Below are 24,397 nucleotides of genomic sequence, written 5' to 3'. Positions count from 1 at the left end.
GCGTGAGCGCGCGGCGTGCTTACTTCGTCGTCGTGGCCGCGAGCGACGGTACCGGTTCTTTCGCCACCGCCGGCGTTACCGCGGATGCGGGAGCCGCCGGCACCGGAATCGGCGCGGGCGCCGGCGCCGGTTCGCCCGCCAGCGGCACGTTGCCCGATGCCGCCATCGCGCGCGGCTGCAACAGCAACGCGACGAGCCCGGTCCAGCCGGTCTGATGCGAAGCCCCGACGCCACGACCGTTATCGCCATGAAAATACTCATGGAACAGGATCAGATCCTGCGAACGCGGGTCCGCCTGCAGCAGCGGATACGCACCCATCACCGGCCGCTCGCCGTTTTTGTCCTTCAGGAACAGCGTGGTCGCGCGGCGCGCGAGTTCGTCGGCGATTTCGCTCAACGAGAACTTCTGGCCCGACCCGGTCGGATACTCGACGCGGAAATCATCGCCGTAATAGCGATGAAACTCGTACAGCGATTCGATCAGCAGATAGTTGACCGGCATCCACACCGGCCCGCGCCAGTTCGAATTGCCGCCGAACACACGGGTATCGGATTCGGCCGGCAGATACTTCACGCAGAAGCTGTTGCCGTTGTGCTGGTACACGAACGGATGATCGCGATGGCAACGCGACAACGCCCGCACGCCGTGATCGGAAAGAAATTCAGTTTCGTCGAGCGCGCGCCGTAACAACGCCTTCATCCGATGCCCGCGCAGCAGCGACAGCAAAAGCGCGTTGCCCTTGCCGGGCTCGTTCCAGCGCGACACCAGCTTCGCGAGATCGGGCCGATGCTCGAGAAACCACACGAGGCGCTCGCGCAAGCCCGGCAGGCCGCCGTGCAGACGCTCCTCGAGCACGTGCACGGCGAACAGCGGTATCAGTCCGACGATCGAGCGAACGCGCATCGGCATGTTGCTGCCGTCGGGCAGGCGCAGCTTGTCGTAGAAGAATTCGTCCTCGCTATCCCACAGGCCCGTGTCGCAGCCGTCGTCGCAACTGACCGCTTCCGCGATGTACAGGAAGTGCTCGAAGAACTTCACACCAATATCGACGAACACATGGTTCGCGTAGGCGAGTTCGAGCGCGATACGCATCAGGTCGAGCGCATACGCTGCCATCCACGCGGTGCCGTCGGCCTGGTCGATGTGCCCGCCGGTGGGCAGCGGCGACGAGCGGTCGAAGATGCCGACGTTGTCGAGCCCGAGAAAACCGCCCTGAAAAATATTGTGGCCGTCGGCGTCCTTGCGATTCACCCACCACGAGAAATTCAGCAGCAGCTTGTGAAACACGAGCTCCAGAAAATCGCGGTCCGCCTTGCCGGTCAGCGCGCGGTCGATCTCGTACACGCGCCACGCGGCCCATGCATGGACCGGCGGGTTCGCGTCGCTCAACGCCCATTCGTAAGCGGGCAACTGGCCATTCGGGTGCTGATAGCGGTCCTTCACGAGCAGCAGCAACTGCTTCTTGGCGAACGCCGGATCGATCAGCGCGAACGCGGCCGCATGAAACGCGAGGTCCCACGACGCGTACCACGGGTACTCCCACTTGTCCGGCATCGACACGATGTCCGCGTTGCACAGATGCCGCCAGTCGGTGTTGCGGCCGTGCTTGCGCGCGGCGGGCGGGCTCGGTTGCAGCGGATCGCCGTCGAGCCAGCGCTGCACGTCGTACTGGTAGTACTGCTTCGACCACAGCATGCCGGCGAGCGCCTGACGTTGCACGAGACGCGCATCGGGGGTGATCTCGTGTTGCAATGCGCCATAGAATTCGTCGGCTTCGGCGAGGCGGCGCGCGATCAACGCGTCGGCATCGAATGGCGCTTCATCGGTCGCCGATTGCGGGTGCCAGCGCAGATACACGACCGCGCGTCCGTGCGGCCCGAGCTCGAGCGCCGCATGCGCGGCGGCCCGGGTGCCCGCGTCGTGACGGATGGCGTTCGCGTCGCCGTGCACGAGGTAGTCGTTGAAGCCGTCCTTGAACGGGCCCGCGCCGTCCATGCCGAACAGCCGCTTCACGTTGGTGTCGTTCTCGCAGAACAGCCACGCGAGTTGCGGCGCGTCCTTCGACCACGCGGTCACGACGATCGGTTCGTGCACATGGTGATGGCCAAGCAGACGCACCGAGCCGTCATGACCGGTACCGGCGACGAGCTTCGGCTTGTCCTTGTTCTCTTTCCACGACCATGAGTTGCGCGCCCAGATTTGCGGCAGCACATCGAGCGACGCCGCTTCGTCCGCGCGATTTTCGATCGTCACACGCATCACGATGTCGTCGGGCGTGTGCTTCGCGTATTCGATCTGGACATCGAAATAGCGCTGATCGTCGAACACGCCGGTATCGAGAACTTCGTACTCTGGCATATCGCCGCCGCGGCGCGCGTTTTCGTCGATCAGGTCCTGGTAGGGATAGGCCGCATGCGGACACTTGTACAGCATGCGCATGTAGGAATGCGTGGGCGTGCCGTCCAGATAGAAGTACAGCTCCTTGACGTCCTCGCCGTGATTGCCCTGCGAGTTCGTCAGGCCGAACAGGCGCTCCTTGATGATCGGGTCCTTGCGGTTCCACAGCGCGAGCGACACACACCAGCTGAGCCGGTCGTCGCCGAAACCGGCGATGCCGTCTTCGCCCCAGCGGTAGGCGCGGCTGCGCGCATGGTCGTGCGGAAACGAGTCCCAGGCGGTGCCGTTCGCGCTGTAGTCCTCGCGCACCGTGCCCCACTGGCGCTCGCTCAGATACGGCCCCCAGCGCTGCCAGTGGCCGCATTCGGGCGAATGCAGCCGGGAACCTTCGATCGTGGCGAGCAGATTGGCAGCGCGCAGCGGTGGCATGAAAACGTCCTTGCAACAGGCCTGGCGGTGGGACCCACATCGTAGCGCGGTTTACGCGCCGTTGTGCTCGAACCGGGCAAGCAGACTTTCGACGCGCAGCAATTCGCCTAGCGACCAGGCCTGGAACGGCGTGCCGGCGGGCGCGTGCGGCGCGTCGCCGGCGGCGATCTCGGACAGGTGATCGAGGCCCGCGTGATCGAGATGCGCGTACAGCGGGGCGAGAAAACGCGCCCTCGCCTGCGCGAGATTATCGGCACTCGCGCCGTTCACTCGCAGCCACGCTTCGACGAACGGGCCGATCAGCCACAACCACGCGGTGCCCTGATGATAGGCGCCGTCGCGTTCGCGCGGCGCGCCGCCGTAGCGGCCGCGATAGGCGGGATCGGACGGCGCGAGCGTGCGCAGGCCGAGCGGCGTCAGCAATTGCGCTTCGACCTGACCCACCACCGCGCGCGCCGCCGCGCCTTCGAGCAGCGGAAACGGCAGGCCACCGACCGCGAAGATCTGATTCGGCCGGATCGAGCGGTCGACCGTGCCCGGCACATGATCGACGTCGACGTTATCGAACAGCGCCTGGGTGGCCGGATCGACGAAGCGCCGGCGAAACGCGAGCGTCGCGCGCTCGGCAGCTTGCCGCCACTGCGGGTTCCATGCTGACGCGATTCGCAGCGCGTTGATCCACAGCGCCTGCACTTCGACCGGCTTGCCGATGCGCGGTGTGACGACCCAGTCGCCGACTTTCGCGTCCATCCACGTCAGTTGCACGCCGGGGATGCCGGCGCGCAGCAGGCCGTCGTCCGTGCACACGCCGATGTTGAAGCGCGTGCCGTTCGTGTAGCCGGTCAGGATCGTTTCGGTGGCCTGCTGCAGATGCGCGCGCGTTTGCGCGCCCGCATGCGGCGTCGCCAGATAGTCGTGAACCGCGACGATGAACCATAGCGACGCGTCGACCGAGTTGTATTCGGGCGCGTCGCCGTAGTCGGGGAAGCGGTTCGGCAGCATGCCTTCGGACAGCGTGCCCGACCATTCGAGCAGGATCGCTTCGGCATCGTCGAGACGGTTCGACGCGATCAGCAGGCCGCGCATCGCGATGAACGTGTCGCGGCCCCAGTCGGTGAACCACGGAAAGCCCGCGAGGATCGTGCGGCCTTCGTTGCGCGTGACCACGTAGGCGTCAGCCGAACGTTGCAGGCGCGAGCCGAGTGCGGCGCGGCGTTGTTGTTCGGTCTGGGCGAGGCGGGCGGCGTGGTCGTTGGTTTGGGCTTTGTCGTTCGCGCATTCGGTGGCGGACGTGCTCGACGCGCTCAGAATCATCACCGCGTCGCCCTCCGCGAGATCGAAGCTGAACACGCCGGGCGTCGCGAGATCTTCGCTGCAATCGAGACCGCGCTCCTGCTCGCGCACGTAGCAGAAGTTGCGATACCAGTCGGGCGCATGCGTATAGGCGCCGTTCGTCGCCGCTCGCACGACCGGCAGTCCGCCATACGGTTGCCAGCTCGCGCACGATTGATCGGCGCTGACTTTCGCGCCGAAGTTGAAGGCCGGATTCTCGTGATGCAACGCATGATAGTCACGGCCCGACAGCAACGGTCTGATCTTCAGCACGGGCGCATCGAGTTCGCCGCCTTCGAGCCGCCAGCGCAATACCGTTTCGCACGTCGCTTTGCTGACGAACACATCGGCGATCATCGCCGCGTGCGCACCGAGTTGAATGCGCCATGTCGGCCACGGCGCGGTGTCGAAGCTGGCAAGGCGGCCGCGTAGATCCGGATAGATCACGTAAGGCCCATAGCGTTGCATGGTCAACGCGAAGCGCTCGCCGCCCGCCTCGACCCACGCCTCGATGCCGTTGACGAGCACCATGCGCCCGCCCGGCGCGCGCGTCGCGGCTAGCAGCAGCGCATGGTAGCGGCGCGTGCGCAACATGCCGACCGTGCCCGAAGCAAAGCCGCCGAAGCCGTCGGCTTCGAGCCATTCGTCTTCGAGTTGCGAGATGTCGATGGGTGAATCGATGCGAGTCATTGAATCGTGCCCATGCGCGAACGATAAAGCAGCAAACATAGCGCAGATGGCAGCGCCATGAACATTGACCTTCCCGATACTTTCCATTTTCTTTCGATCAGCCGACGATTTATCGAAAGTTATGCCGGGCGCAAACGTTTCACAATTATTTCTTGAAAGGAATGGAGACTGCACCCGCTTTCATCGAACCGGATGCAGACATGAGAAAAATCAGTTGCATCGCGAGCGCCGCATTGCTGGTGCTTGCCACGATAGGGTTGAACGGTTGCGGCGCGGACGACTCCTCTTCCACGAGCAACGCGACGACCACGAGCCTTGCGCCGAACGACGCGGCGCAACGACCCGCAATGGCGGCAGCGGCAGTGGCGACTCCCAACGCCTCAGCGCCATTCGCGAACAACACGGCGAACAACACGGCGAACAACACGGCGAACAACGCGGCAAGTGGCGCAGCCGCCACCGACGCGATCACGCAAAACATGCAGGCCAGTCTCGCGGCCGACAGCCAGCAGGTCGCGCCGGTCATGCGCTACGCGCCCGGCGACAGCGCGAACAACTAGTCCGCAACTGATCGTCAAGAGCAATGCGTAACCGACCACGAAACACCCCAAGGCACGCTTACGCGCGCTATTCTTCCCCTACGCAGAAGGTGATATTCGATGACATCAACTAGCCGTCGCCGTTTCCTGCAAACCGTGGCTTCATCCGCGGGCGCCGCCGCCGCGATGACCGCATTGCCCGAGTCGATCCGCAACGCGCTCGCCGTGCCCGCGTTCTCGCGCACGGGCACGATTCGCGATATCGAGCACATCGTCGTGTTCATGCAGGAGAACCGCTCGTTCGACCACTACTTCGGCCATCTGCGCGGCGTGCGCGGCTACAACGACCGCTTCCCGATTCCGCTGCCGAGCGGCCTGCCGGTGTGGAATCAGCCGTCGAAGGAAGACCCGACCAAGCCGGTGCTGCCGTTCCATCTGGACACCGCGACGACGAGCGCGCAGTGCGTCGGCGATCTCGATCACTCGTGGTACAAGACCCACTACGCGATCGACGGCGGCCGCTACGACCAGTGGCCCGCCAACAAGACCGACATGACGATGGGCTACCACCTGCGTAGCGACATCCCGTTCCACTACGCGCTCGCCGACGCCTTCACGATCTGCGATGCGTACTTCTGCTCGTTGCCGGGACCGACGCACCCGAACCGCGCGTATCTGATGACCGGCATGGTCGACCCGACCGGCACGATGGGCGGCCCGCTGCTCGACAACAACGACTGGGTCGACGGCGATGGTCCGCCGAACTATCAGCTGCTGTCGTGGACGACGTATCCGGAGCGTCTGCAGGCCGCGGGCATTTCGTGGCAGATCTATCAGCAGGGCACGTCGGGCGTCGATCCGCTGAATGGCAATTACGGCACCAACATCCTGCAGAACTTCACGAACTTCATCAACGCGCAGCCGGGTTCGCCGCTCTACGAGCGCGCGCAAACCGTGCGCACGATCGACGACCTGAAAGCCGACGTGCTCGCGAACCGGCTGCCGCAGGTGTCGTGGCTGTGCCCGCCGGCCGCCTACTCGGAGCATCCGAGCTACACGCCCGCGTACGGCGCCGAATACACGTCGCAGATTCTCGACGCGCTGACGTCGAACCCGGAGGTGTGGAGCAAGACCGTGCTCTTCATCATGTACGACGAGAACGATGGCTTCTTCGATCACCTCGTGCCGCCGCAGCCGCCGACGACCTCCACCCAGGGCAAGTCGACGGTCACGACCGACGGCGAAATCCACAATGTCGTCAATCCGCTGCGCGGCGGCAGCTACACCGCCGACGGCTATCCGTACGGCCTCGGCCCGCGCGTGCCGATGACGATCGTGTCGCCGTGGACCAAGGGCGGCTTCGTGTGCTCGCAGGTGTTCGATCACACGTCTGTGATCCGCTTCATCGAAACGCGCTTCGGCGTGCATGAGCCGAACATCACGGCATGGCGTCGCGCGGTGTGCGGCGACCTGACCACCGCATTCGACTTCCGCACGCCGGATGCGAAGATGCCATCGCTGCCGGACACCAGCAACTACATGAGCATGGCCGACAACCAGTGCAAGACGCAACCGAAGCCGACCGTGCCGACGACGCCGGCTCCGGTCGATGCGCAGGAAGCGGGCATCCGTTTCGCGCGCGCGTTGCCGTACGAACTGCATGTGAACGGCGCGGCGAACGCGGGCAACGACACGTTCGAAATCACGATCGGCAACACCGGCGACCAGGGCGCGCACTTCTACGTGTACGCGACGAATCGCACCGACGGTCCGTGGCGCTACACGGTCGAAGCGGGCAAGTCGCTCAGCGACACGTTCGACCTGAGCACGACGAACGGCGTGTATGCATTCGACGTGTTCGGCCCGAACGGCTTCGTGCGCAAGTTCGCGGGCAACACCCAGGCGAGCACGCAAAGCACGCAGAATGGCCATGGCAACGCTCATGGCGACAACCAACCGGCGCGGCCTGAAGTGACCGTGCAATACGACGTCGCGAATGGCAACGTGTTCCTGAAGTTCAGCAACAGTGGCGGCGGCATCGCGCATCTGACGGTGATCGACAACGCGTACGGCGCGCGCCCGCGCACCGTGGTCGTGCCGGCCAATGCGCGTATCGAAGAAGGCTGGGTGCTTGCGTCGAGCCATCACTGGTACGACCTGACGGTGACGAGCAGTGACGACGCGAGCTTCTCGCGCCGCTTTGCCGGTCACGTCGAGAACGGCCGGCCGAGTATCAGCGATCCGGCTGCGGTTGCGCCGGTGCTGAGCGCGAGTTGAGGCAACAACCGCCAGCGCCGCTTACTCGCAGCGAGATTCGGCATCCTGTCCCGCCAACGTGGCAGACAGGGTGCCGATGTTTTTTGAGGCTCGTATTGAAACGCGGTGCTTAGAGACCGACGTCCGGCAGCGCCGGACGCGTGGCGAGCGCCCTGGCGACGATGTCTTTGACTTCGGCGAGCGCGTCGCATTGCAGCGCGAGGCGCGGCGGACGCGTGACGGCGCTGCCGCGGCCGAGCAGTTCCTCGCACAGCTTGATGCATTGCACGAGGTCGGGGCGCGCATCGAGGTGCAACAGCGGCATGAACCAGCGGTACAGCGACAGCGCTTCATCGAAACGCTTCTGCGTGGCGAGGCGGAACAGCGTCTCGCCCTCCTTCGGGAACGCGTTCGACATGCCCGACACCCACCCTTGCGCACCGACCGCGATGCTTTCGACGACGACGTCGTCGAGGCCGGCGAACAGCACGAAGCGGTCGCCCACCGCGTTGCGCAGATCGATGAAGCGTCGCGTATCGCCCGACGAATCCTTGAAGCAGACAATGTTCTCGCAGTCCTGCAGTGCGATCAGCACGTCCGGCGTGACGTCGTTCTTGTAGATCGGCGGGTTGTTGTAGATCATCACCGGCAGATCGGTGCTGGTCGCGACCGAGCGGAAATGCGCGGCGGTTTCGTGCGGCTTCGCGGAATAGACGAGCGCCGGCATGACCATCACCCCGTCGACGCCGACACGCGCGGCTTCACGCACCGTCTGCCGCGCGAACTCGGTCGTGAACTCGGCGACACCCGCGACGACCGGCACCTTGCCGCCAGCCGCATCGCGCGCGGCCTCGATCACCTGCAGTTTTTCCGACGTGCTCAGCGAGGTGTTTTCGCCAACCGTGCCGCAGACCACCAGACCCGACACCCCGTCCTTGACGAGATTGCTGACCACGCGGTGCGTCGCGTCGATGTCGAGCGAAAAATCCGGCTTGAACTGGGTGCTGACGGCGGGAAACACTCCGCTCCATTGGATAGCCTTGCTCACTTTGTCCGTCTCCTTCGAAAAGCCGGCCGCGCCGACACACGTTGAGTATGACGACGAGTATCGGCCTTTATCCGGAGGCGGGCTTGGGCTTTTTCGTGGCTGAAAGAGATTAAATCCGCACAACAGGCGAGGCGTCGGATCGCCGGCCGGGCGGTGCCGGCTACTTCGCGGCAAGGCGGCTGAGGCGCACGTCAGCGCCGTCGCGCGAGGCTTCGAGGCGGCCCCTGGATGCCGAGTCCGGCATAGCCGTTACGCGATCAGGCGCCCAGCAAAACGCCCGTTCGGATCGGCCGCGTGCCGGTCACGCGGCCGAGCGGCGCACCGGCCGTCACGAAGCGGATCGCGCGCCGCATGTACAGCACCCCTTCGGTCTGGCTCGCGATCGTGGTCGTCTCGTCGGTCAGCGGATCGACGATATCGAACAGCGGCTGGCCCACGCGGATCTTGTCGCCGATCTTCGCGCGGTGCACGAGAATCCCGCTCAGCGGCGCATAGAACTGCTCGCTGCCCGCGAGCGGCGTCGCCGGCGACAGCAGCGGCGGCAACGGCTTGGCCTCGCCCCGAATCGCGCCGCGCCACACCAGATAGTCGACGAGCGCGTCGGCATCCTGTTGCGCGACTTCATACGACACGTCGCGCTGGCCGCGGCATTCGACCGTCACCGCGATCGAGCCGGTCGGCACCGGCTTGCTCGCCGGCATCTGCTGCTGCAACGTCCACCACAGCAGGCTGTGGGTTTCGTCGAACGCGCCGCCGCCCGAATCGGTCGCGAGCAACGACGCCTCTGCACCGAGATAGCGCGACAGCGGCTCGAACTCGGCCCAAGCGGATTCGCTCGTGTACACATGCATCGCCGCTTCGAGCGAGCAATGCAGATCGATCACGACGTCCGCGTCGCACGACAACTTCAAGAGCGCCAGTTGCAGCGACTCGAATTCGGTCAGCGGCTTCTGTTGCGCGAGTTCGGCCGCGAGCAGCTCGCGCACGATGCGGCGGTTCTCGTTCGCGTCGGCGCCGAGCGCCTCTTTTGCATTCGCGACGAGCTTTGCGAACTGCACGAAATGCCGGTTGAAGTTCTTGCCACTGCCGAGATCGAAGCGGCCGATGAACTGCCCGAGCACGTATTGACTGAGGCCGACCGGATTTGACACCGGCACGAGCACGATTTGCGCGTTCAGCGCGCCGGCTTCCTCGAGCTCCCGCAGACGCCGCTTCAGCAGCACCGTGGTCAGCATCGCGGGCGTTTCGTCGGCGTGCAGCGACGCCTGGATATAGATCTTCTGCCCGCTATTGGCCGGGCCGAAATGAAACGAAACCAGTTCGCGGTGCGTGCCGATTGCTGGCGACAGAAGCGGAATCGATTGCCTGTTCATGAATGGAAAGCCGCGAAGATAATGTTGGAAATCTGGATCAATTGCCGTACGGATCGAAGTCGAAATACTTCTTCGCGATCTGCGCATAGGTGCCGTCTTTGCGCATCGACGCGATCGCCGCGTTGATCGATGCCTGCACCGCGGTTTCGTCCTTGCGCAAGCCGATGCCAACGCCGCGATCTCCCATCGAAAGCGGCTCGCCGACAAACGCGAAGCCCTTGCCCGCAGGCGTGCGCAGGAAGCCGTAATCGGCCTCGACGGTGCCGAGCAACGCGCCGTCGAGCCGGCCGTTCCGCAGATCGGCGAACACCTCGTCCTGGCTCTTGTAAGCGACCACGTTCGCGCCGAGCGGCGTCCAGTTCTTCAGCGCGTAGCCCTCGAACTGCGTGCCCGACTGCACGCCGATCTGCTTGCCGGCGAGTCCGCTCGCCGTAGGCACGAGCGACGAGCCTTGCCGAGCGATCAGCCGCGACTTGAACTGGAACAGCTTCGACGAAAACAGAATCTGCTGCTCGCGCTTCTCGGTGATCGCCATCGACGACAGCACCGCGTCGATCTTGCGCGCCTGCAGCGCCGGAATCATGCCCGAAAACTCGAGTTCGACCCACTGACAATGCGCGTGGATGCGCCGGCAAATCTCGTTGCCGAGATCGACGTCGAAGCCCTTCAGGCTGCCATCGGGAGCCTTCGAGTCCATCGGCGGATAGGTCGGATCGATGCCGAGGCGCAACGTGTTGGCGTCAGCGGCGAACGCGCCGCTGCTGAAAGCCAGCGCGGCGCAGAGAGTGATCAGTAGCGTTTTCATGGAAGGCGACGATGAGCGGATCAGGACAGCGTGATCCTAAGCCGCTGTGGCGCCTCAAAGAAGTCCTGTTCGGACTATCATGATCACTTTTACCGATCACCAAACCTGTCGCCATGGCACTGACGATTTCTCAGCTGCGCGCGTTCACGGCGGTCGCCGAGCATGGCAGCATCCGCGCGGCGTCGCGCGCGCTCGGCATCGCGCAAAGCGGCATCACGCAGCAGTTGCAGAACCTCGAATCGATGCTCGGCGCGATGCTGTTCACGCGCACGAATCGCGGCATTGCGCTGACCGCGCTGGGCCAGCGGCTGCTGCAGCGGGCCGGCGCGATCCTCGGTGAATGCGAGCGTGCCGAAGAGGACGTGCGGCAACTGCGCGGCGACTACGTGGGCGAGGTCACGTTCGGCATGACGACAGAGCCGCTCGTCGACGCGTTCGCGCCCGTGCTGATGGAATTTCGTGCGCGCTTCGAGCGCGTCGCCGTGCATCTGCGCACGGGCACGTCGCGCATGATGATTTCGTGGATCCGCGAAGGCACGCTGGATTTCGCTGTCGCGCTCGTATCGAAGCAGACCGACACCGCCGATCTGTCGGTCACGCCGCTCTATCCGTCCGACCCGGTGATCGTGTGCCGGCGCGGTCATCCGAAGGCGCGCGCGAAGTCGCTCGCCGAACTCGTCGGTTGCACGTGGGTGACGACGCGCTCGCCGAATCTGACCGAGGAGCCGCACGTCAACCGGTTGAGCCATCTGTTCGATAGCTACGGCTTGCCGCCGCCGAAGATCGTCGCGACCGTCGAGGGCTTGTACGAGACGCTGCACCTGGTAGCCGCGACTGATTGCCTGTCGCTCGAATCATCGGTCATCGCGAAGCGCGGGCCGTTCGCGGACGTGCTGACGACGATCCCCGTGCGCGAGCGCGCGTTGCAGCAGAACGTCTGTCTGCTGCAACGCGCCGCGATTCCGCTGACCCCAGCCGCGCAAGAGTTCGCGACGATGATCGCGTCGTACACGCGCACGGTGCGGGCGCATTGAGCGTTGAACTCCAACGCGCCGCTCAAGCCGCCGTTGCTTCGAGCGCTATCAATTCTTCGATGCGCTGCCTGCGCCGGATCAGCCGCGCGTTGCCACGCTCGATCAGCACCTCGGGCGCGAGCGGCCGGCTGTTGTAGTTCGATGACATCGACGCGCCGTACGCGCCCGTGTCGTGGAACACGAGCAGGTCGCCCATTTGAGGCGCGGGCATCGACCGGCTCGTGACGACACCGCCTTGCGCCTGCGTGAACACGTCGCCGGCTTCGCACAGTGGCCCCGCCACGCTAAACGAGCCGGCCGGCGCATCGCTCGGCGTGCCGTTGCGCCGAAGCACGCTGATCTCGTGATAACTGCCGTAGTACGACGGCCGCACCAGGTCGTTGAAGCCCGCATCGAGCAACGCGAATTGCCGCGACGGCCGCCGGTTCAGCGCGTGCACTTCGGCGACGAGCACACCTGCTTGCGCGACCAGAAAGCGCCCCGGTTCGATTTCGAGTCTCACGCGATGCCCGACGCGTGCTTCGATGCGGCGCCGCGCGTCGTCCCACAGCCGGAAATAATGCGCGGTATCGACCCTCAGCTCGCCATCGCGATACGGCACCGACAAACCACCACCCGCGGAAATCGCCTCGATATCCTGATCGAGTTGCGACACCGCATCGACCATTGCATCGCACACTTTCGCGAGATGCGCGTAATCGACACCCGAGCCGATATGCATGTGCAGCCCGACGAGCGTCAGCCGATAGTGCCGCACCAGTTCGAGCGCGCGTGGCAGGTCATCGCGCCAGATGCCGTGCTTGCTGTGCTCGCCGCCTGTGTTGGTCTTGCTGCTGTGGCCGTGGCCGAAGCCGGGATTGATCCGCAGCCACACGCGATGGCCTTCGCTCGCGTGTCTCCCGAGACGTTCGAGCATGTCGGGCGAGCCGGCGTTGACCGTGATTCGCTCGTCGAGCACGGTGGCCAGCGTCGCGTGGTCGAGCACGTCGGCGGTGAAGACGACGCCTTCGGGCCCACCGTTCGATGCGGGTTGAGCCGCATAACCCGCGGCAAAACTGCGCGCGAGTTCACCCAAAGAGACCGCATCGACCATCAGGCCTTCGTCGCGCATCAGCTTCAGGATGTGCACGTTCGAACAGGCCTTCTGCGCGTAGCGGATCGTGTCGAAACTGCGCAACTGCGCGATGCGCTGGCGGATCGTGTCGGCGTCATAGACCCATAGCGGCGTGCCGTGCTGGCGCGCGAGGTCGGCGAGTTGATGGGAGTCGAATGGCGTCATGGTCGGTTGCATGTCGAAGCTTTGCGAAAGCGATAGCCGACATGATGATCCGCGGCGATCATTCAGTAAAATACCAATCTATCGCTCACCTATTCACTTTTGATATAGCACGGACCCACCATGGCGCTCACGCACCGGCACATCGAAATCTTCCGCGCGCTGATAACGGCCGGCAGCGTGACCAAGGCCGCCGAGATGCTGTTCACGTCGCAGCCCACCGTGAGCCGCGAACTCGCGCGCATGGAACAGAGCATCGGCTTCGCGTTGTTCGAGCGAGTGCACCTGCCGGGCGCCGTCAAACGCTTTCAAGACGTGCAGCCGGGCGTCAACGTATCGATCGCGACGCAGGAGTCGCCGTTTCTCGAAGAATGGCTGAGCGCGCAGCGCTACGACCTCGGTCTCACCGAGCACGACGCGCCGCCGCCCGGCACGCGCCTCACGCCGCTCATCGCCGTCGATGAAGTGTGTGTGCTGCCCGACGCTCACCCGCTGCTCGCGAAACGCGTGATCGCATTGAAAGATTTCGCCGATCAGGCGTTCATCAGCCTGTCCGCGAACGATCCATACCGGCTGCAAATCGACGAAGCGTTCGCGCGAGCCGGCATCGCGCGCCGCCTGCTGATCGAAACGCCGACCGCGGTGTCCGTGTGCAGCTTCGTGCGGCACGGGCTCGGCATTGCGATCGTCAATCCGCTGACCGCGCTCGATTTCGCGGGCCACACTCTGCATATCCGGCCGCTCGCGTTGTCGCTGCCGTTTCGCGTCAGCGTGATCCGTCCCGAGCACCGGCCCGCGCATCCACTCGCGGACGCGTTCGTCGGCGCGCTGCAAAGCGAAGCCGCCGCGCTGCGGCTACAATTGAAGCGCCACACCAGCCCCAAGCGGTCATCGCATTCATAGCAGTCACGGCGGCGTCCCCGCTTCATCGCCCGGCGAATCCGCGCAGCGCCACGCGCGTTCGCGCGGGGCCACCGCCCGAACCGTCCGCCGCGCGAACCGGGCACGCTTCGAGCTGACATCACCCGCATACCGATTACCGACGCGCCGCGCGTCTGCGCCGCATCGGGGCGCCGTTGTTAGCGCCGTTTTCCAGGCTTCACGTCAGAGACCCTCAACAGGAGTGTTCCAAATGATGAATCGAGACAATCCCGTCTGGCTGATCACAGGCTGTTCCACCGGCTTCGGCCGCGAGCTCGCGAAGCTCGTGCTCGAACGCGGCTGGCGCGCGGTCGTCACCGCGCGCGATGCATCGAAAGTGAAGGACATCGCAGAGGGGCACGGCGAGCGCGCGCTGGTGCTACCACTCGACGTGACCAATCGCGCGCAGATAGAAACCGTGGTCGCGCAGGCGAAGCGCCATTTCGGCCGCATCGACGCGCTCGTCAACAACGCGGGCTACGGTTATCTGGCCGCGATCGAGGAAGGCGAGGACAGCGAAGTCCGCGCGATGTTCGAGACCAACGTGTTCGGCCTCGTCGACATCACGAAGGCCGTGTTGCCGATCATGCGTGAGCAGCGCAGCGGTTTGATCGTCAACGTGTCGTCGATTGGCGGGATTGCGAGTTTCGCGGCGACCGGCTACTACCATGCGACGAAGTACGCAGTGGAAGGGCTGTCGGAATCGCTCGCGCTGGAAGTGAAACCGCTCGGCATCGGCGTGCTGATCGTCGAGCCTGGGCCGTTTCGCACCAACTGGGCGGGTCCGTCGATCAAGCAGTCGGCAACGTTGATCGACGACTATGCGTCGACCGCCGGTGAGCGCCGCAAGCAGACCGAAGCGCGCAGCGGCCAGCAGGCCGGCGACCCGGTGCGAGCCGCGCAGGCGATCATCGATGCGGCGTTGTCGGACGCGCCGCCGCTGCGGCTGCTGCTCGGCAAGACCGCGCTCGATCTCGCGTACAGGAAGCTCGACTTTCTGCGCGGCGATTTCGACACCTGGCGAGCGACGAGCGAGGGGGCGGATTATCCGGAAGGGACGGCGTAGAGCGGGTTTATCAGGCGAGCCTCGGCCCGCCGCTTAAAACTCCACCAGCGCAAAATCTTCCTTGCCCACATCGCACAGCGGGCAGCGCCAGTCGGCCGGCACATCGGCCCAGCGCGTGCCCGGCGCGATGCCCTCTTCCGGCACGCCGGCGGCTTCGTCGTAGACCCAGCCGCAGATCACACAGACCCATTGCTTGAAGTCGTCGGTTGTGGCGACATTCGCGACCGACGGCGCATCGGGCGTACCGGTCGCAGCGGCATCCGCCGCGCACGTGCGCGCCGTCGCATCGAGGCTCACGACGAGCGGCGCAACCGTGCCGCTACCGGTTCCCGCAAGCCGCGCCTTCAGGCTGTCGAGCAGGCGCTGCGCTTCGTCGTGGGTCAGATCGATCCAGTACGGATCGCCGGCGCCGTCGTTGAGCCGCTCGGGGGAAAACTGGATTTCTACGGCTACGCCCTTCTTGTACATGGCAATCGGAATCTAGAGAAAGCCGGCGACGCGCGCCGGCACAAGGCTGCCCGCGCGAGGCGGGCGCTGCTTCAGTGCGCGTGGACCAGCAGATTCAGCGCGATCGAGGCGATCAGACCAGCGGCGCCGATCAGGCCAAGCAGTTGCAGCAGAGTGAGGGATTTACGCGAGTTGGTGGGGGTTTGTTGCGTGGTCACGAGCGAGTCTTGAAGTTCGGAAAAAGCGCAATGGTACACGGGTGCGGACGCGACGAATGTCGATTGGCGCAAACTCGCGAACAACGAAAGTACCGGGCGATATTATCGCCGCTTGCGCGCCGCGCATTGTCTACCGTGGGGAGATGGATTAATTCCGGGCGAGGGGGAAAGCCGTGGCGGGACTGGGTGCGCGGCGCCGGTGAACACCCGCGCCGCGCCGCGCTCAGGTCTTGGCGAGCGGATCGCCGTGACGCGAATCCCAGAAACGGATCACCGCCGTATCGCCGGTGCCCGCGCCGACCACCTGGTCCGGCGCGCCGCACTCGCGCAGCAGCGCGCGCAAGTCGTTGATGACCGGGAACACCTCGTGATTCCAGTCCGCTCCCTGCGAATCGTGGGCGCGCTGCTCCGCCTCGACGATCTCGCGATCCTCCTTGAAAATGCGCTCGGTGAACCACACCAGCAGCGGCCATGCGAGATTCATCACACCCGGAATGCCGGGCTTGCGGATCGACAGCAGCCCAAACGTTCGGTTGGTGCGCTGCTCGCGGTCGAGCGGCACATAGACGATCCACAGGTCCATCACCAGCGTCTGCTCGTCGTTGCGGATTCGCAGGGTCTGGTATGGGTATTCGGTGCGGATCGTCATGACGTCTTTGTCGCCGGAGCCACCGGTCTTGCGCCTCTCGCCGAACACCATCGCCTCGCCTAGCGGCTGCTGCCCCTCCATGCGCGCAAACGTGTAGTCGACCTCGACCCAGCCCTCACCGCGTCGCCGCCCGAGCGAACGCGCACGCATGCGCCCCATCTGGCGGCGATGCAGGAACTGATGATTCATGTCCATCAGGTTCTCGTGCATGAACGAATAATGACACTTGACCGGACGGCCGAAGCGGCGCGTCTTGTACTTCGGGTCGGACACCGAGCGAAAGCCCGGCAACGGCCGCTCCTCCGCGAGCGCGGCGTCGCCCGGAAACACGAAGATCAGCCCCTCCACTTCCTGACACGGATACGAGCGCACCCCGTTCGGTAGACGATCGCGGCCGAGGTACGGCACGTCGATGCACTTGCCCGAGCAGTCGTAGGTCCAGCCGTGATAGCCGCAGCGAATCGATTCGCCGTCGACCACGCCCTGATGCAGCGGCACCTGCCGATGCGCGCAGCGATCTTCCAGCGCGAACACTTTGCCGCTCTCGGTGCGCGCGAGTACGATCGGATCGCCGGCGAAGGTCACGCCGAACGTCTTGCCGCGCTTCACTTCATGCGACCACGCGAGTGGGTACCAGTAATCCGGATGAATGGCGACGCGGCGCAGATCGCGCACCGGCGCCTCGTGAGTGGCTTGAGCAGGCGCGGCAGTGAGCGTTGCGCCTGCGTATTCCTGTTCCTGTTCGAGCGGGGGAACTGCATGCATAGGTCAAAGCCTCCGTGCACCAGCGGATGGAAGGTTGCCGCGCTGCATCGCAGTGCGGCGTCTTCACCAGTCTACTTGATGCAGCCGCCGCATGGCACTTTCGCCGACATGCGCGATGCGTCGCAGCACACTTTGCGCAGCAGCGCGCATCAGGGTGACCGAGCCCACCTTTACCACACCCGCCCTACAGAAACATTGACCTGCGCTTCGAACTGCTCAATCCTCGTCGACCGCGACGAGCCCGGATCGCCTTTGCACGCCCCACGCGCGGCCGCCGCGCAGAAAATGCAGCCAACCGAGCGCGGCGCCCAGATGACGCGCGAGCTGGAACGTGAACGGCTCCGCAACGGCCGCGAGCATCCCCATGCCGAGACTGTTGCCACTGCGCTCGCCGGTCCAGCGCCGGTAGAGATGAATGCTCCACAGGTAAAACGCCAGATCGATCGCCGTTTTCAGGCCGATCACGCTGAAGATCGACACGACGATCGCCCCGTGTCCGCCGAACAGAAAACCGAGTAGCAATGCGAATGCCGTGAGGCCGTAAATCGGCTGCATCGTGTCGATTGCCTTGACTGGCAGCATCAGCATGCCGAGCGTGCCGTAGCGCCGATTGCCGGTCATGTCGCGGTTCCAGTACTGCGTCTGCAGGAAACCCGCGAACCAGCGGCGGCGCTGCCGCAGAAAGCTTGCGAGGGTGTCGGGCGCATCGGTGCGCGCATGCGCTTCGCCTACCACGCGCACGTCCCAGCCGAGCGTGTGATCCACCGAATAGCGGCGCAGCCGGTGAATCAGTTCGTAATCCTCGACCAGACACTGCGGATCGAAGCCGCCGACCGCGACGAGCGCATCGCGCCGGAACGACGCGAATGCGCCCGAGATCAGCAGCAGGCTGTCCGCGCGCATCCACGCGAAACGCGCGATGAAGTTGCGCATGTACTCGTAGGTCTGGAACCACTGGAACACGCGGCCCGACAGCGACTTGCCGCAGACCGGCACGAGAATGCCCGCTGCCGCGACGAGCGACGGCCCGCTCGCGAACGCGGCGCGCATCGCGTAGGTGGCGTCGTCGTCGAGCAGCGTGTCGGCGTCGACGGTCATCACGGTGTCGGTCGTCATCACGGTGATCGCGGCGTTGAGCGCGCGGGCCTTGCCGCCGTGCGGCACGCGCAGCCAGAACAGGTTCGGATGCAGCGAGCTCGGCGCGCTCAGCACGCCATCGGCGGCGGGCGTGAGGCCGAAGCGTTGCGTGAGCAACTCGGCGGTGGCGTCGGTGGAGCCGTCGTCGGCGATCACGATCTGCGCGGGGCCGTGCATTTGCCGCAGCAGCGCGGCGAGCGTAACCGGTAACACGGCCGCCTCGTTACGCGACGCGACGATGACACCCATGCCCGGCAACTCGCGCCGTTCGTGGTCGGCTTCGAGCGGCGCCGCGCGGCGCGTGAGCGGCAACGACTTCCACGTGACGAACGCGAGCAGCAACGTGTCATATACGACATACGCAATTCCGGTCGACCACGCGAGCGCGCCACGCAGAAAACATGCTCGCGCGAACAGCAGTGCCCACAGCACGACGACGCTGGAATGGATCAGCGTGCTCGATAGCGTCGCGCGACGCGGCAGAATGCGCGGCGACGCGACAGCAAGTGCCTGTTCGAGGGTCTTCTTCAAGGCGCGTGTCTCAGGTTCAGCTGGGTTGCGGTTAGTTGGCGAAGCGGCGGCGGCTTCACGGCGTCATGCGCTTCAACACCGATTTGCGATCGAGCCACTCATGCTTGAGCGCGCCGCCGATATGCATCGCCAGCAATGCATAGAGCGCATAGCCGAGCCACGTATGCAGCGCGCCGAAGCGATCGTGCAACGTCTCTTTCAGTGTCGGGTCGAGTTGCATCACATAGCCGATGCGCGGCCATTGGAACAGGCCGAACCACCGCATCGGATGCGTGGCCGCGTCTTTCCACGCGGAATCGTGCAGCCAGCCGGATAGCGGCAACGCAATCATCAGCAAATACAGCGCGAAGTGCGCGAGTTGCGCGGCAATCATTTCCCACGACGGAAACTCGCGCGGCAACGGCGGCGGCTTGTGCGACACGCGCCACAGGATGCGCAGCAGCGCGAGCCCGAGCACCGTGATGCCGATCGATTTGTGCGTGTCGATCACCGGACGCACCCAGTCGTCGGGCAGCGAATCGGCGGACAGAGCGAGCACGACATTGGCGCACATCAGCAACGCGATCAGCCAGTGCAGCGTCATCGCGGTGCGCGTATAGCGCGGCGGGCGAGAGGCATCGGTCGAATCGGTCAGGGAATTCGCTTGGGTGTTCATGGGTGTTCCGTTTGCGAAGGCGATGAATGCCGCGAAAGCTGTTTGAAAATCGACGCTACCGGTATCAGGCAAACGCGCTAGTGTGCCGTTTTATTCGGCAAAGCGCTTAACCTGCGTGTTTCAGTTTGTTTCGGGCTTTGGATGCACGACGCGCGCGCAAATCGCACTCGCGTGGCCGCTTTTTAGCTGGTGTTTTGGCCCATGTTCTGGCTGGCGTCCCGCGGATCAGCGCGGGACTCACGGCAGCATCGAATTCGCCTTGCGCTTGCGCGAACGTGACGAGGCCAGGCGCGATGCAGCGATCAAGCGAGTCCGATTTCTATCCGATCAATTCGCCAGCGCCCTTTTGAGCGCCTTCTGGTCACGTTCGAGCTGCATTCTCATGTGCCGCATGAACTGCCTCGCGGTTTCCGTGAGCGGGGTACCAGGGCGAAACACCAGCACTCCTGTGAACATTACCTCGATGTCGATCGGCTTCACGACGAGCCCCCGCTCTGCGAAGTCCAACGTCACGAGCGGATGAGCGATTCCTATACCGACTCCCGCGAGCGCCAGTTCGCAGATCGTGTGCGAATACGGCGTCTCGACGACCGGTTTGAGACGGATTTCGCGTGCCGTGAGTTGCGTCTCCAGGCGTAGCCTGGTGCTGTCTTCGGGATTCAGCGCGATGAAAGGAAATTCAGGCAGATCCGCGACAGCGATGACAGGACGCGCGGCCAAAGGATGATGTGAGTTCATCACTGCGACAGCCCGCATACGCGCGAACACCGAGTGTTCGAGGCCGGCCATCGACATCTCGTCGGACATCAGGCCGAAATCCACCTGTCCAGCCGAGACCTTCTCATGCACTTCGCGCGAACTCATCACCTGTAGCGAAATTTGCACGTTTCTGGACGGGGCATCGAACGCCGCAATGACACGTGGCAGAAAGCCTGTGCCCAGTGCCGGCAGAGAGGCGATCGCCATCCGGCCCAGTCCGTAGGACCGCAAACTGCGGATTCGATGCTCGATGACCTCGAATCCGCGGAAGTACTGGTCAACCTCACGCATCAGGGCGACGGCTTCCTGGGTGGGAACGAGCCGGCTGCGTATCCGCTCGAACAGGGCGAAGTCCGCCATGGTTTCCAGACGCCTGATGGCCTGACTGACAGCCGGTTGCGAAATGCCGAGCAGGGCCGCCGCCTTGCTCGTGCTTCCTGCGTTCATGACCGCCCTGAACACTTCAATATCCCTGATTCGCATAACCTAGACTTATTGACCTAATTATTTCCGATGTTGATGCAATCCCGGGCGAAAGTAAACTTCGATCATCAATCCACCACGAGGCATCACCGGGAGCAAGATGACAAGCAATCCCCAGAAAGCGCCGCAGCCGTTCCGCAGCCTGTCCCCTTCCATCATCCGGGCATCGACCGTTGTATTCGATTCTCTGGCCGATTTTTCGCGCCGCAAGGAGCGGCAACCGGACGGTTACAGCTATGGCATCACCGGAACGCCAACGGCTCGTGAACTGGAGCACCGCATCGCCGAGCTCGAAGGTGGCGCGCATTGCGTGGTGACGCCGTCCGGTCAATCCGCGCTGATGACGACCGTGATGGGCTTCGTGCGCGGCGGCGATCACCTGCTGGTGTCCGCTGCCTGCTACGGCGCGCTCAAGACATTCGCGCATAAGTGGCTGGCGCACTTCGACGTCGAGGTCGAACTGTATCCGCCGGCAATCGGGGCTGCGATTGAAAAGTACATCAAGCCCAACACCCGCATGATTTGCATGGAGTCGCCGGGGACGGTGACGATGGAGATGCCCGACATTCCGGCGATCGTCGAAGTCGCGAAACGTCACGGCGTATTGACGATGATGGACAACACCTGGGCAAGCCCGCTCGCTTTCAAACCGCTCGAACACGGTGTGGATTTCAGCGTCGAAGCCGCGACGAAATTTTTTGGTGGTCATTCGGATCTACTGGTGGGCTGCATCAGCATGAACGACGCGGGTTACTACGCGACTTTGCGCGAGACGCAGAGCGTTCTCGGCCAGCAGACCAGCCCTGATGACTGCTTCCTCGTCATGCGCGGCCTGCAAACCCTCAAGGTCCGTTTCGCCGCCCAGAGCGCCTCAACGTTGCAGATTGCGAGGGAACTCGAACGTCACCCGGAAGTGAGCAAGGTGCTATTCCCGGCACTGCAGTCCGATGCCGGTCATGCCATCTGGAAGCGGGATTTTGCGAGCAGCGGGTGTCTCTTCTCCCTGATCCTCCAGCCCGCGGCGGAGGACGCGTTCAACGCATTCTTCGATACGCTCCAGTATTTCCCCATCGGGGCGAGCTGGGGAGGCGTGCATAGCCTCGCTGCCTACTACCCGGCCCCGTTGCAGGCCGAGCGTGCGTTCCCGCTTACCGACCAGCCTATCGTGCGCCTTTCGATCGGGTTGGAAGACCCGGCGATGCTGCTTGCGGATCTGAATGCCGGTCTTGACGCATTCAGACGCACCCGAACAACCGCTGCGTAGATTTTTTAATTCAATTTACCTGGATGAGCGAGTACGAGATGAAATCAATCAAGGGATGGGGACGCTTTGTCACGATAGCGAGTTTCGTGACGCTTTGCGCGGCATTCATTTCACCGGCTACTGTGCAGGCCGCGGATCTTCTCGCGCAGGCGAAGGCGAGTGGCACATTGCGCGTGGCCAACACCCAGAGTAGTCCCCCATGGAGCATGCTTGACGAAAACAACAAACCTGTCGGCTATGACGTTGCAATTGCAGAGGAAGTCGGCAAGCGCATTGGCGTGCCGAACGTAGTATTCGTCGCCGATTCGTTCAAGAACTTCGTGGAAGGGTTGAAGACGGGCAAGTACGACCTTGTGATGAACGATCTCACACCTACACCTGAACGGCAACAACAGGTTGATTTCGGCGATCCATACGGCGTGGAGGATTTCCGCATTTTCGTACCTGCCGGCAACACAGACATTAAGGGCAAGGAAACCCTTAAAGGCAAGCGAGTGGGAGTGGTCACTGGCTCAAGCAATGAAACATGGGCACGAGCACACCTGCATGACTCCGACATCCGTTCGTACGATAACGGGGGACTCGTCTTCAGCGATCTGGGCAACGGACGTATCGACGCGGTAATCATCTCGCACTTCGGCGGCATGAAGTACGCCAACGTCAACCATTTACCGGTCAAGGAAGTGGGCGAACCCTTGATCTACCAGCTATCAGCGCCGGCTTTGACGAAAGGCCAACCGGCCCTGCTCGCAGCGGTCGACAAGGCCATTGCAGACATGATGGCTGAGGGGACGATCGAGGCCATTGCCAGGAAGTGGGTCGGGCGGGATTACGATATGCCCGGCACGATCACCAAAGCGAAGGCGCACAAGGAGTAGTCATGATCGAGCTTTTCATGCGCTCGCTTCCGCTGTTAAAGAGTGCGGTGCTGATGACACTCTTTCTCGGTTTGTTGTCGTTTGTGCTCGGTTCGACGCTAGGGTTGCTGGTCGCCTTGGCTCGTATCTCCAGCATAGGTGCACTACGCGCGTTCGCATTCGCATATGTATCCATCTTCCGTGGCACGCCGCTGCTCGTGCAGATACTGCTGATCTATTTCGGTTTGCCCCGGTACGGTCTGACACTTGAACCGGTTCCCGCCGCGCTCCTCGCGCTCACGCTGTTTTCGGCCGCGTATCTGAGCGAGAACTTCCGTTCCGGCATCAACGCGGTGGACAAGGGCCAGTGGGAAGCTGCGATGTCGCTGGGCATGGGTTACTGGAAAGCCATGTCGCGGGTTATTCTCCCCCAAGGACTACGCATCGCCATTCCGCCTGTCGGCAGCCGCATGATTGCACTAATCAAAGATACATCCCTCGCTTCGACAATCACGGTGGTGGAACTGACCCGCGTCGCCGACCAGGTCGGCGCCTCCACCTTCCGCTACATGGAAATGTTCCTGATGGTCGGCCTGATCTACTGGGGCATCAACCAGATTCTCACGATAGTCCAGACGGTCCTCGAGAATCGCATTTCGAGGCGTTTTGTATGAATACTGATATCGGGACGATTGAAGTCCGTGGACTTTCGAAGGCATTTGGCGAGAACCAGGTCTTGCGCGGCGTCGATTTCAGCGTATCGAAAGGCGAGGTTGTCGTTGTAATGGGTCCCTCCGGGTCGGGCAAGACCACGCTGCTGCGCTCACTGAACTTCCTGGAGGTACCGGATGCCGGCGGCGTGACAGTATGCGGCATCGATGTCGAATGCAACGGTTTGTCAAAACCGTCACGCCAGAATCAGAGGAAGATCCGCGCGATCCGCCAGCGCACCGCGATGGTGTTCCAGTCGTTCAACCTCTTTCCGCACAGGACAGCACTGGAAAACGTGATGGAAGGTCCGGTCAGCGTCAAGGGTGTCCCTCGTGCGCAAGCGTCGGAACGCGCAATTCACCTGCTGACACAGGTTGGCCTGGCCGCAAAAGCCAACGAATATCCGGCACGGCTGTCCGGCGGTCAGAAGCAGCGCGTAGCGATCGCGCGGGCGCTCGCGATGGATCCAGAGGTCATCTTCTTCGACGAGCCCACATCCGCTCTCGATCCAGCGCTGCGGGAGGATGTCCTTACGGTCATGCGCGACGTTGCCAAAGCGGGCATGACGATGCTGATCGTCACGCACGAAGTGCGGTTTGCGCGAGATGTAGCGGATCGCATTGTTTTTATGGATGGCGGCGTGGTTGCCGAAGACACGACACCGCAAGCCTTCTTTGGTGAAGGCAGCAGTCCACGGGTAAGGCAGTTTTTGCATCTGATCGAGACCTGAGCGTTGAGTACGCCGCGACACCGC

The 24,397-nt window shown here is 63.7% G+C and carries 21 protein-coding genes; 9 read left to right on the top strand and 12 right to left on the bottom strand.

The annotated features are described in order from the left end of the window. Positions 1 to 19: 19 nt before the first annotated feature. Both OKW44_RS13240 and OKW44_RS13235 read right to left on the bottom strand, forming a co-directional pair. Complete coding sequence (locus OKW44_RS13240) at positions 20 to 2,827, bottom strand: MGH1-like glycoside hydrolase domain-containing protein (protein WP_018423930.1); 2,808 nt, start codon at positions 2,825 to 2,827, stop codon at positions 20 to 22. A gap of 51 nt (positions 2,828 to 2,878) precedes the next feature. After that, positions 2,879 to 4,849 (bottom strand): amylo-alpha-1,6-glucosidase, encoded by a 1,971-nt coding sequence (locus OKW44_RS13235; RefSeq protein ID WP_026226434.1) that lies wholly within the window; start codon positions 4,847 to 4,849, stop codon positions 2,879 to 2,881. A 200-nt stretch (positions 4,850 to 5,049) separates the two neighbouring features. Here OKW44_RS13235 and OKW44_RS13230 point away from each other — a divergent pair, with 200 nt between their 5' ends. Continuing rightward, a complete protein-coding gene (locus OKW44_RS13230; protein WP_051103838.1) occupies positions 5,050 to 5,409 on the top strand; it encodes a hypothetical protein in 360 nt (119 codons plus the stop codon). Between the two features lie 99 nt (positions 5,410 to 5,508). After that, complete coding sequence (locus OKW44_RS13225) at positions 5,509 to 7,665, top strand: phosphocholine-specific phospholipase C (RefSeq protein WP_026226435.1); 2,157 nt, start codon at positions 5,509 to 5,511, stop codon at positions 7,663 to 7,665. A gap of 109 nt (positions 7,666 to 7,774) precedes the next feature. Here the strand turns inward: OKW44_RS13225 and OKW44_RS13220 are convergent, their stop codons facing one another. The 3 genes from OKW44_RS13220 to OKW44_RS13210 form a co-directional block, all read right to left on the bottom strand. Beyond that, the gene (locus OKW44_RS13220) at positions 7,775 to 8,692 is read right to left on the bottom strand and encodes a dihydrodipicolinate synthase family protein (RefSeq protein WP_035471748.1); all 918 of its coding nucleotides are present in this window, start codon (positions 8,690 to 8,692) and stop codon (positions 7,775 to 7,777) included. Positions 8,693 to 8,949: 257 nt separating this feature from the next. Next, positions 8,950 to 10,065 (bottom strand): succinylglutamate desuccinylase/aspartoacylase family protein, encoded by a 1,116-nt coding sequence (locus OKW44_RS13215; protein ID WP_018423935.1) that lies wholly within the window; start codon positions 10,063 to 10,065, stop codon positions 8,950 to 8,952. Positions 10,066 to 10,102: 37 nt separating this feature from the next. Then, complete coding sequence (locus tag OKW44_RS13210) at positions 10,103 to 10,870, bottom strand: transporter substrate-binding domain-containing protein (RefSeq protein WP_018423936.1); 768 nt, start codon at positions 10,868 to 10,870, stop codon at positions 10,103 to 10,105. Between the two features lie 113 nt (positions 10,871 to 10,983). Here OKW44_RS13210 and OKW44_RS13205 point away from each other — a divergent pair, with 113 nt between their 5' ends. Continuing rightward, entirely contained in the window at positions 10,984 to 11,904 is a 921-nt protein-coding gene (locus tag OKW44_RS13205) for a LysR family transcriptional regulator (RefSeq protein WP_018423937.1), read from the top strand. A 22-nt stretch (positions 11,905 to 11,926) separates the two neighbouring features. Here the strand turns inward: OKW44_RS13205 and lysA are convergent, their stop codons facing one another. Continuing rightward, complete coding sequence (gene lysA, locus OKW44_RS13200; protein ID WP_018423938.1) at positions 11,927 to 13,183, bottom strand: diaminopimelate decarboxylase; 1,257 nt, start codon at positions 13,181 to 13,183, stop codon at positions 11,927 to 11,929. Between the two features lie 120 nt (positions 13,184 to 13,303). Here lysA and OKW44_RS13195 point away from each other — a divergent pair, with 120 nt between their 5' ends. Together OKW44_RS13195 and OKW44_RS13190 are read left to right on the top strand one after the other, a co-directional pair. Beyond that, positions 13,304 to 14,083 (top strand): LysR substrate-binding domain-containing protein, encoded by a 780-nt coding sequence (locus tag OKW44_RS13195; RefSeq protein ID WP_018423939.1) that lies wholly within the window; start codon positions 13,304 to 13,306, stop codon positions 14,081 to 14,083. 229 nt (positions 14,084 to 14,312) lie between these two features. After that, positions 14,313 to 15,167 (top strand): oxidoreductase, encoded by an 855-nt coding sequence (locus OKW44_RS13190; protein WP_018423940.1) that lies wholly within the window; start codon positions 14,313 to 14,315, stop codon positions 15,165 to 15,167. 33 nt (positions 15,168 to 15,200) lie between these two features. Here the strand turns inward: OKW44_RS13190 and OKW44_RS13185 are convergent, their stop codons facing one another. The 6 genes from OKW44_RS13185 to OKW44_RS13160 form a co-directional block, all read right to left on the bottom strand. Next, complete coding sequence (locus OKW44_RS13185; protein WP_018423941.1) at positions 15,201 to 15,635, bottom strand: rubredoxin; 435 nt, start codon at positions 15,633 to 15,635, stop codon at positions 15,201 to 15,203. A gap of 71 nt (positions 15,636 to 15,706) precedes the next feature. After that, positions 15,707 to 15,832 (bottom strand): hypothetical protein, encoded by a 126-nt coding sequence (locus tag OKW44_RS13180; protein WP_260327592.1) that lies wholly within the window; start codon positions 15,830 to 15,832, stop codon positions 15,707 to 15,709. Between the two features lie 223 nt (positions 15,833 to 16,055). Continuing rightward, positions 16,056 to 17,246 (bottom strand): Rieske 2Fe-2S domain-containing protein, encoded by a 1,191-nt coding sequence (locus tag OKW44_RS13175; RefSeq protein WP_018423943.1) that lies wholly within the window; start codon positions 17,244 to 17,246, stop codon positions 16,056 to 16,058. Between the two features lie 216 nt (positions 17,247 to 17,462). Then, the gene (locus OKW44_RS13170; RefSeq protein ID WP_018423944.1) at positions 17,463 to 18,914 is read right to left on the bottom strand and encodes a glycosyltransferase family 2 protein; all 1,452 of its coding nucleotides are present in this window, start codon (positions 18,912 to 18,914) and stop codon (positions 17,463 to 17,465) included. Positions 18,915 to 18,969: 55 nt separating this feature from the next. Continuing rightward, complete coding sequence (locus OKW44_RS13165) at positions 18,970 to 19,569, bottom strand: cytochrome b (RefSeq protein ID WP_018423945.1); 600 nt, start codon at positions 19,567 to 19,569, stop codon at positions 18,970 to 18,972. Positions 19,570 to 19,896: 327 nt separating this feature from the next. Continuing rightward, positions 19,897 to 20,811, bottom strand: coding sequence for a LysR substrate-binding domain-containing protein (locus OKW44_RS13160; RefSeq protein ID WP_026226437.1), 915 nt, complete (start codon positions 20,809 to 20,811; stop codon positions 19,897 to 19,899). A gap of 100 nt (positions 20,812 to 20,911) precedes the next feature. On the opposite strand from OKW44_RS13160, the gene metC reads away from it, so the two are divergent. From metC to OKW44_RS13140, 4 genes are read left to right on the top strand one after another with little or no spacing between them, the layout of a single operon-like run. Continuing rightward, positions 20,912 to 22,075 carry a cystathionine beta-lyase gene (gene metC, locus OKW44_RS13155; RefSeq protein WP_018423947.1) on the top strand — a complete coding sequence of 388 codons (1,164 nt, stop codon included), beginning with the start codon at positions 20,912 to 20,914 and terminating at the stop codon, positions 22,073 to 22,075. Between the two features lie 38 nt (positions 22,076 to 22,113). After that, entirely contained in the window at positions 22,114 to 22,953 is an 840-nt protein-coding gene (locus OKW44_RS13150; protein WP_113062018.1) for an ABC transporter substrate-binding protein, read from the top strand. A gap of 2 nt (positions 22,954 to 22,955) precedes the next feature. Further along, positions 22,956 to 23,606: an amino acid ABC transporter permease gene (locus OKW44_RS13145; RefSeq protein WP_018423949.1), complete on the top strand. Its 651-nt coding sequence runs from the start codon at positions 22,956 to 22,958 to the stop codon at positions 23,604 to 23,606. Beyond that, positions 23,603 to 24,373 (top strand): amino acid ABC transporter ATP-binding protein, encoded by a 771-nt coding sequence (locus tag OKW44_RS13140; protein ID WP_018423950.1) that lies wholly within the window; start codon positions 23,603 to 23,605, stop codon positions 24,371 to 24,373. Before OKW44_RS13145 ends, OKW44_RS13140 begins: the two co-directional genes overlap by 4 nt. Positions 24,374 to 24,397 lie beyond the last annotated feature (24 nt).

The organism is Paraburkholderia lebeckiae, from assembly GCF_050436325.1.
Classification (GTDB): Bacteria; Pseudomonadota; Gammaproteobacteria; order Burkholderiales; family Burkholderiaceae; genus Paraburkholderia; species Paraburkholderia tuberum.
This window is presented reverse-complemented; position numbering and strand designations above follow the sequence as displayed.

Excerpts from the sequence above, each read along its gene's own strand:
- metC (WP_018423947.1), top strand. The coding sequence starts at position 20,912 with ATGACAAGCAATCCCCAGAAAGCGCCGCAGCCGTTCCGCAGCCTGTCC.
- OKW44_RS13195 (WP_018423939.1), top strand. The coding sequence starts at position 13,304 with ATGGCGCTCACGCACCGGCACATCGAAATCTTCCGCGCGCTGATAACG.
- OKW44_RS13205 (WP_018423937.1), top strand. The coding sequence starts at position 10,984 with ATGGCACTGACGATTTCTCAGCTGCGCGCGTTCACGGCGGTCGCCGAG.
- lysA (WP_018423938.1), bottom strand. The coding sequence starts at position 13,183 with ATGACGCCATTCGACTCCCATCAACTCGCCGACCTCGCGCGCCAGCAC.
- OKW44_RS13230 (WP_051103838.1), top strand. The coding sequence starts at position 5,050 with ATGAGAAAAATCAGTTGCATCGCGAGCGCCGCATTGCTGGTGCTTGCC.
- OKW44_RS13225 (WP_026226435.1), top strand. The coding sequence starts at position 5,509 with ATGACATCAACTAGCCGTCGCCGTTTCCTGCAAACCGTGGCTTCATCC.
- OKW44_RS13185 (WP_018423941.1), bottom strand. The coding sequence starts at position 15,635 with ATGTACAAGAAGGGCGTAGCCGTAGAAATCCAGTTTTCCCCCGAGCGG.
- OKW44_RS13175 (WP_018423943.1), bottom strand. The coding sequence starts at position 17,246 with ATGCATGCAGTTCCCCCGCTCGAACAGGAACAGGAATACGCAGGCGCA.
- OKW44_RS13165 (WP_018423945.1), bottom strand. The coding sequence starts at position 19,569 with ATGAACACCCAAGCGAATTCCCTGACCGATTCGACCGATGCCTCTCGC.
- OKW44_RS13140 (WP_018423950.1), top strand. The coding sequence starts at position 23,603 with ATGAATACTGATATCGGGACGATTGAAGTCCGTGGACTTTCGAAGGCA.
- OKW44_RS13240 (WP_018423930.1), bottom strand. The coding sequence starts at position 2,827 with ATGCCACCGCTGCGCGCTGCCAATCTGCTCGCCACGATCGAAGGTTCC.
- OKW44_RS13145 (WP_018423949.1), top strand. The coding sequence starts at position 22,956 with ATGATCGAGCTTTTCATGCGCTCGCTTCCGCTGTTAAAGAGTGCGGTG.
- OKW44_RS13150 (WP_113062018.1), top strand. The coding sequence starts at position 22,114 with ATGAAATCAATCAAGGGATGGGGACGCTTTGTCACGATAGCGAGTTTC.
- OKW44_RS13190 (WP_018423940.1), top strand. The coding sequence starts at position 14,313 with ATGATGAATCGAGACAATCCCGTCTGGCTGATCACAGGCTGTTCCACC.
- OKW44_RS13160 (WP_026226437.1), bottom strand. The coding sequence starts at position 20,811 with ATGCGAATCAGGGATATTGAAGTGTTCAGGGCGGTCATGAACGCAGGA.
- OKW44_RS13215 (WP_018423935.1), bottom strand. The coding sequence starts at position 10,065 with ATGAACAGGCAATCGATTCCGCTTCTGTCGCCAGCAATCGGCACGCAC.
- OKW44_RS13210 (WP_018423936.1), bottom strand. The coding sequence starts at position 10,870 with ATGAAAACGCTACTGATCACTCTCTGCGCCGCGCTGGCTTTCAGCAGC.
- OKW44_RS13235 (WP_026226434.1), bottom strand. The coding sequence starts at position 4,849 with ATGACTCGCATCGATTCACCCATCGACATCTCGCAACTCGAAGACGAA.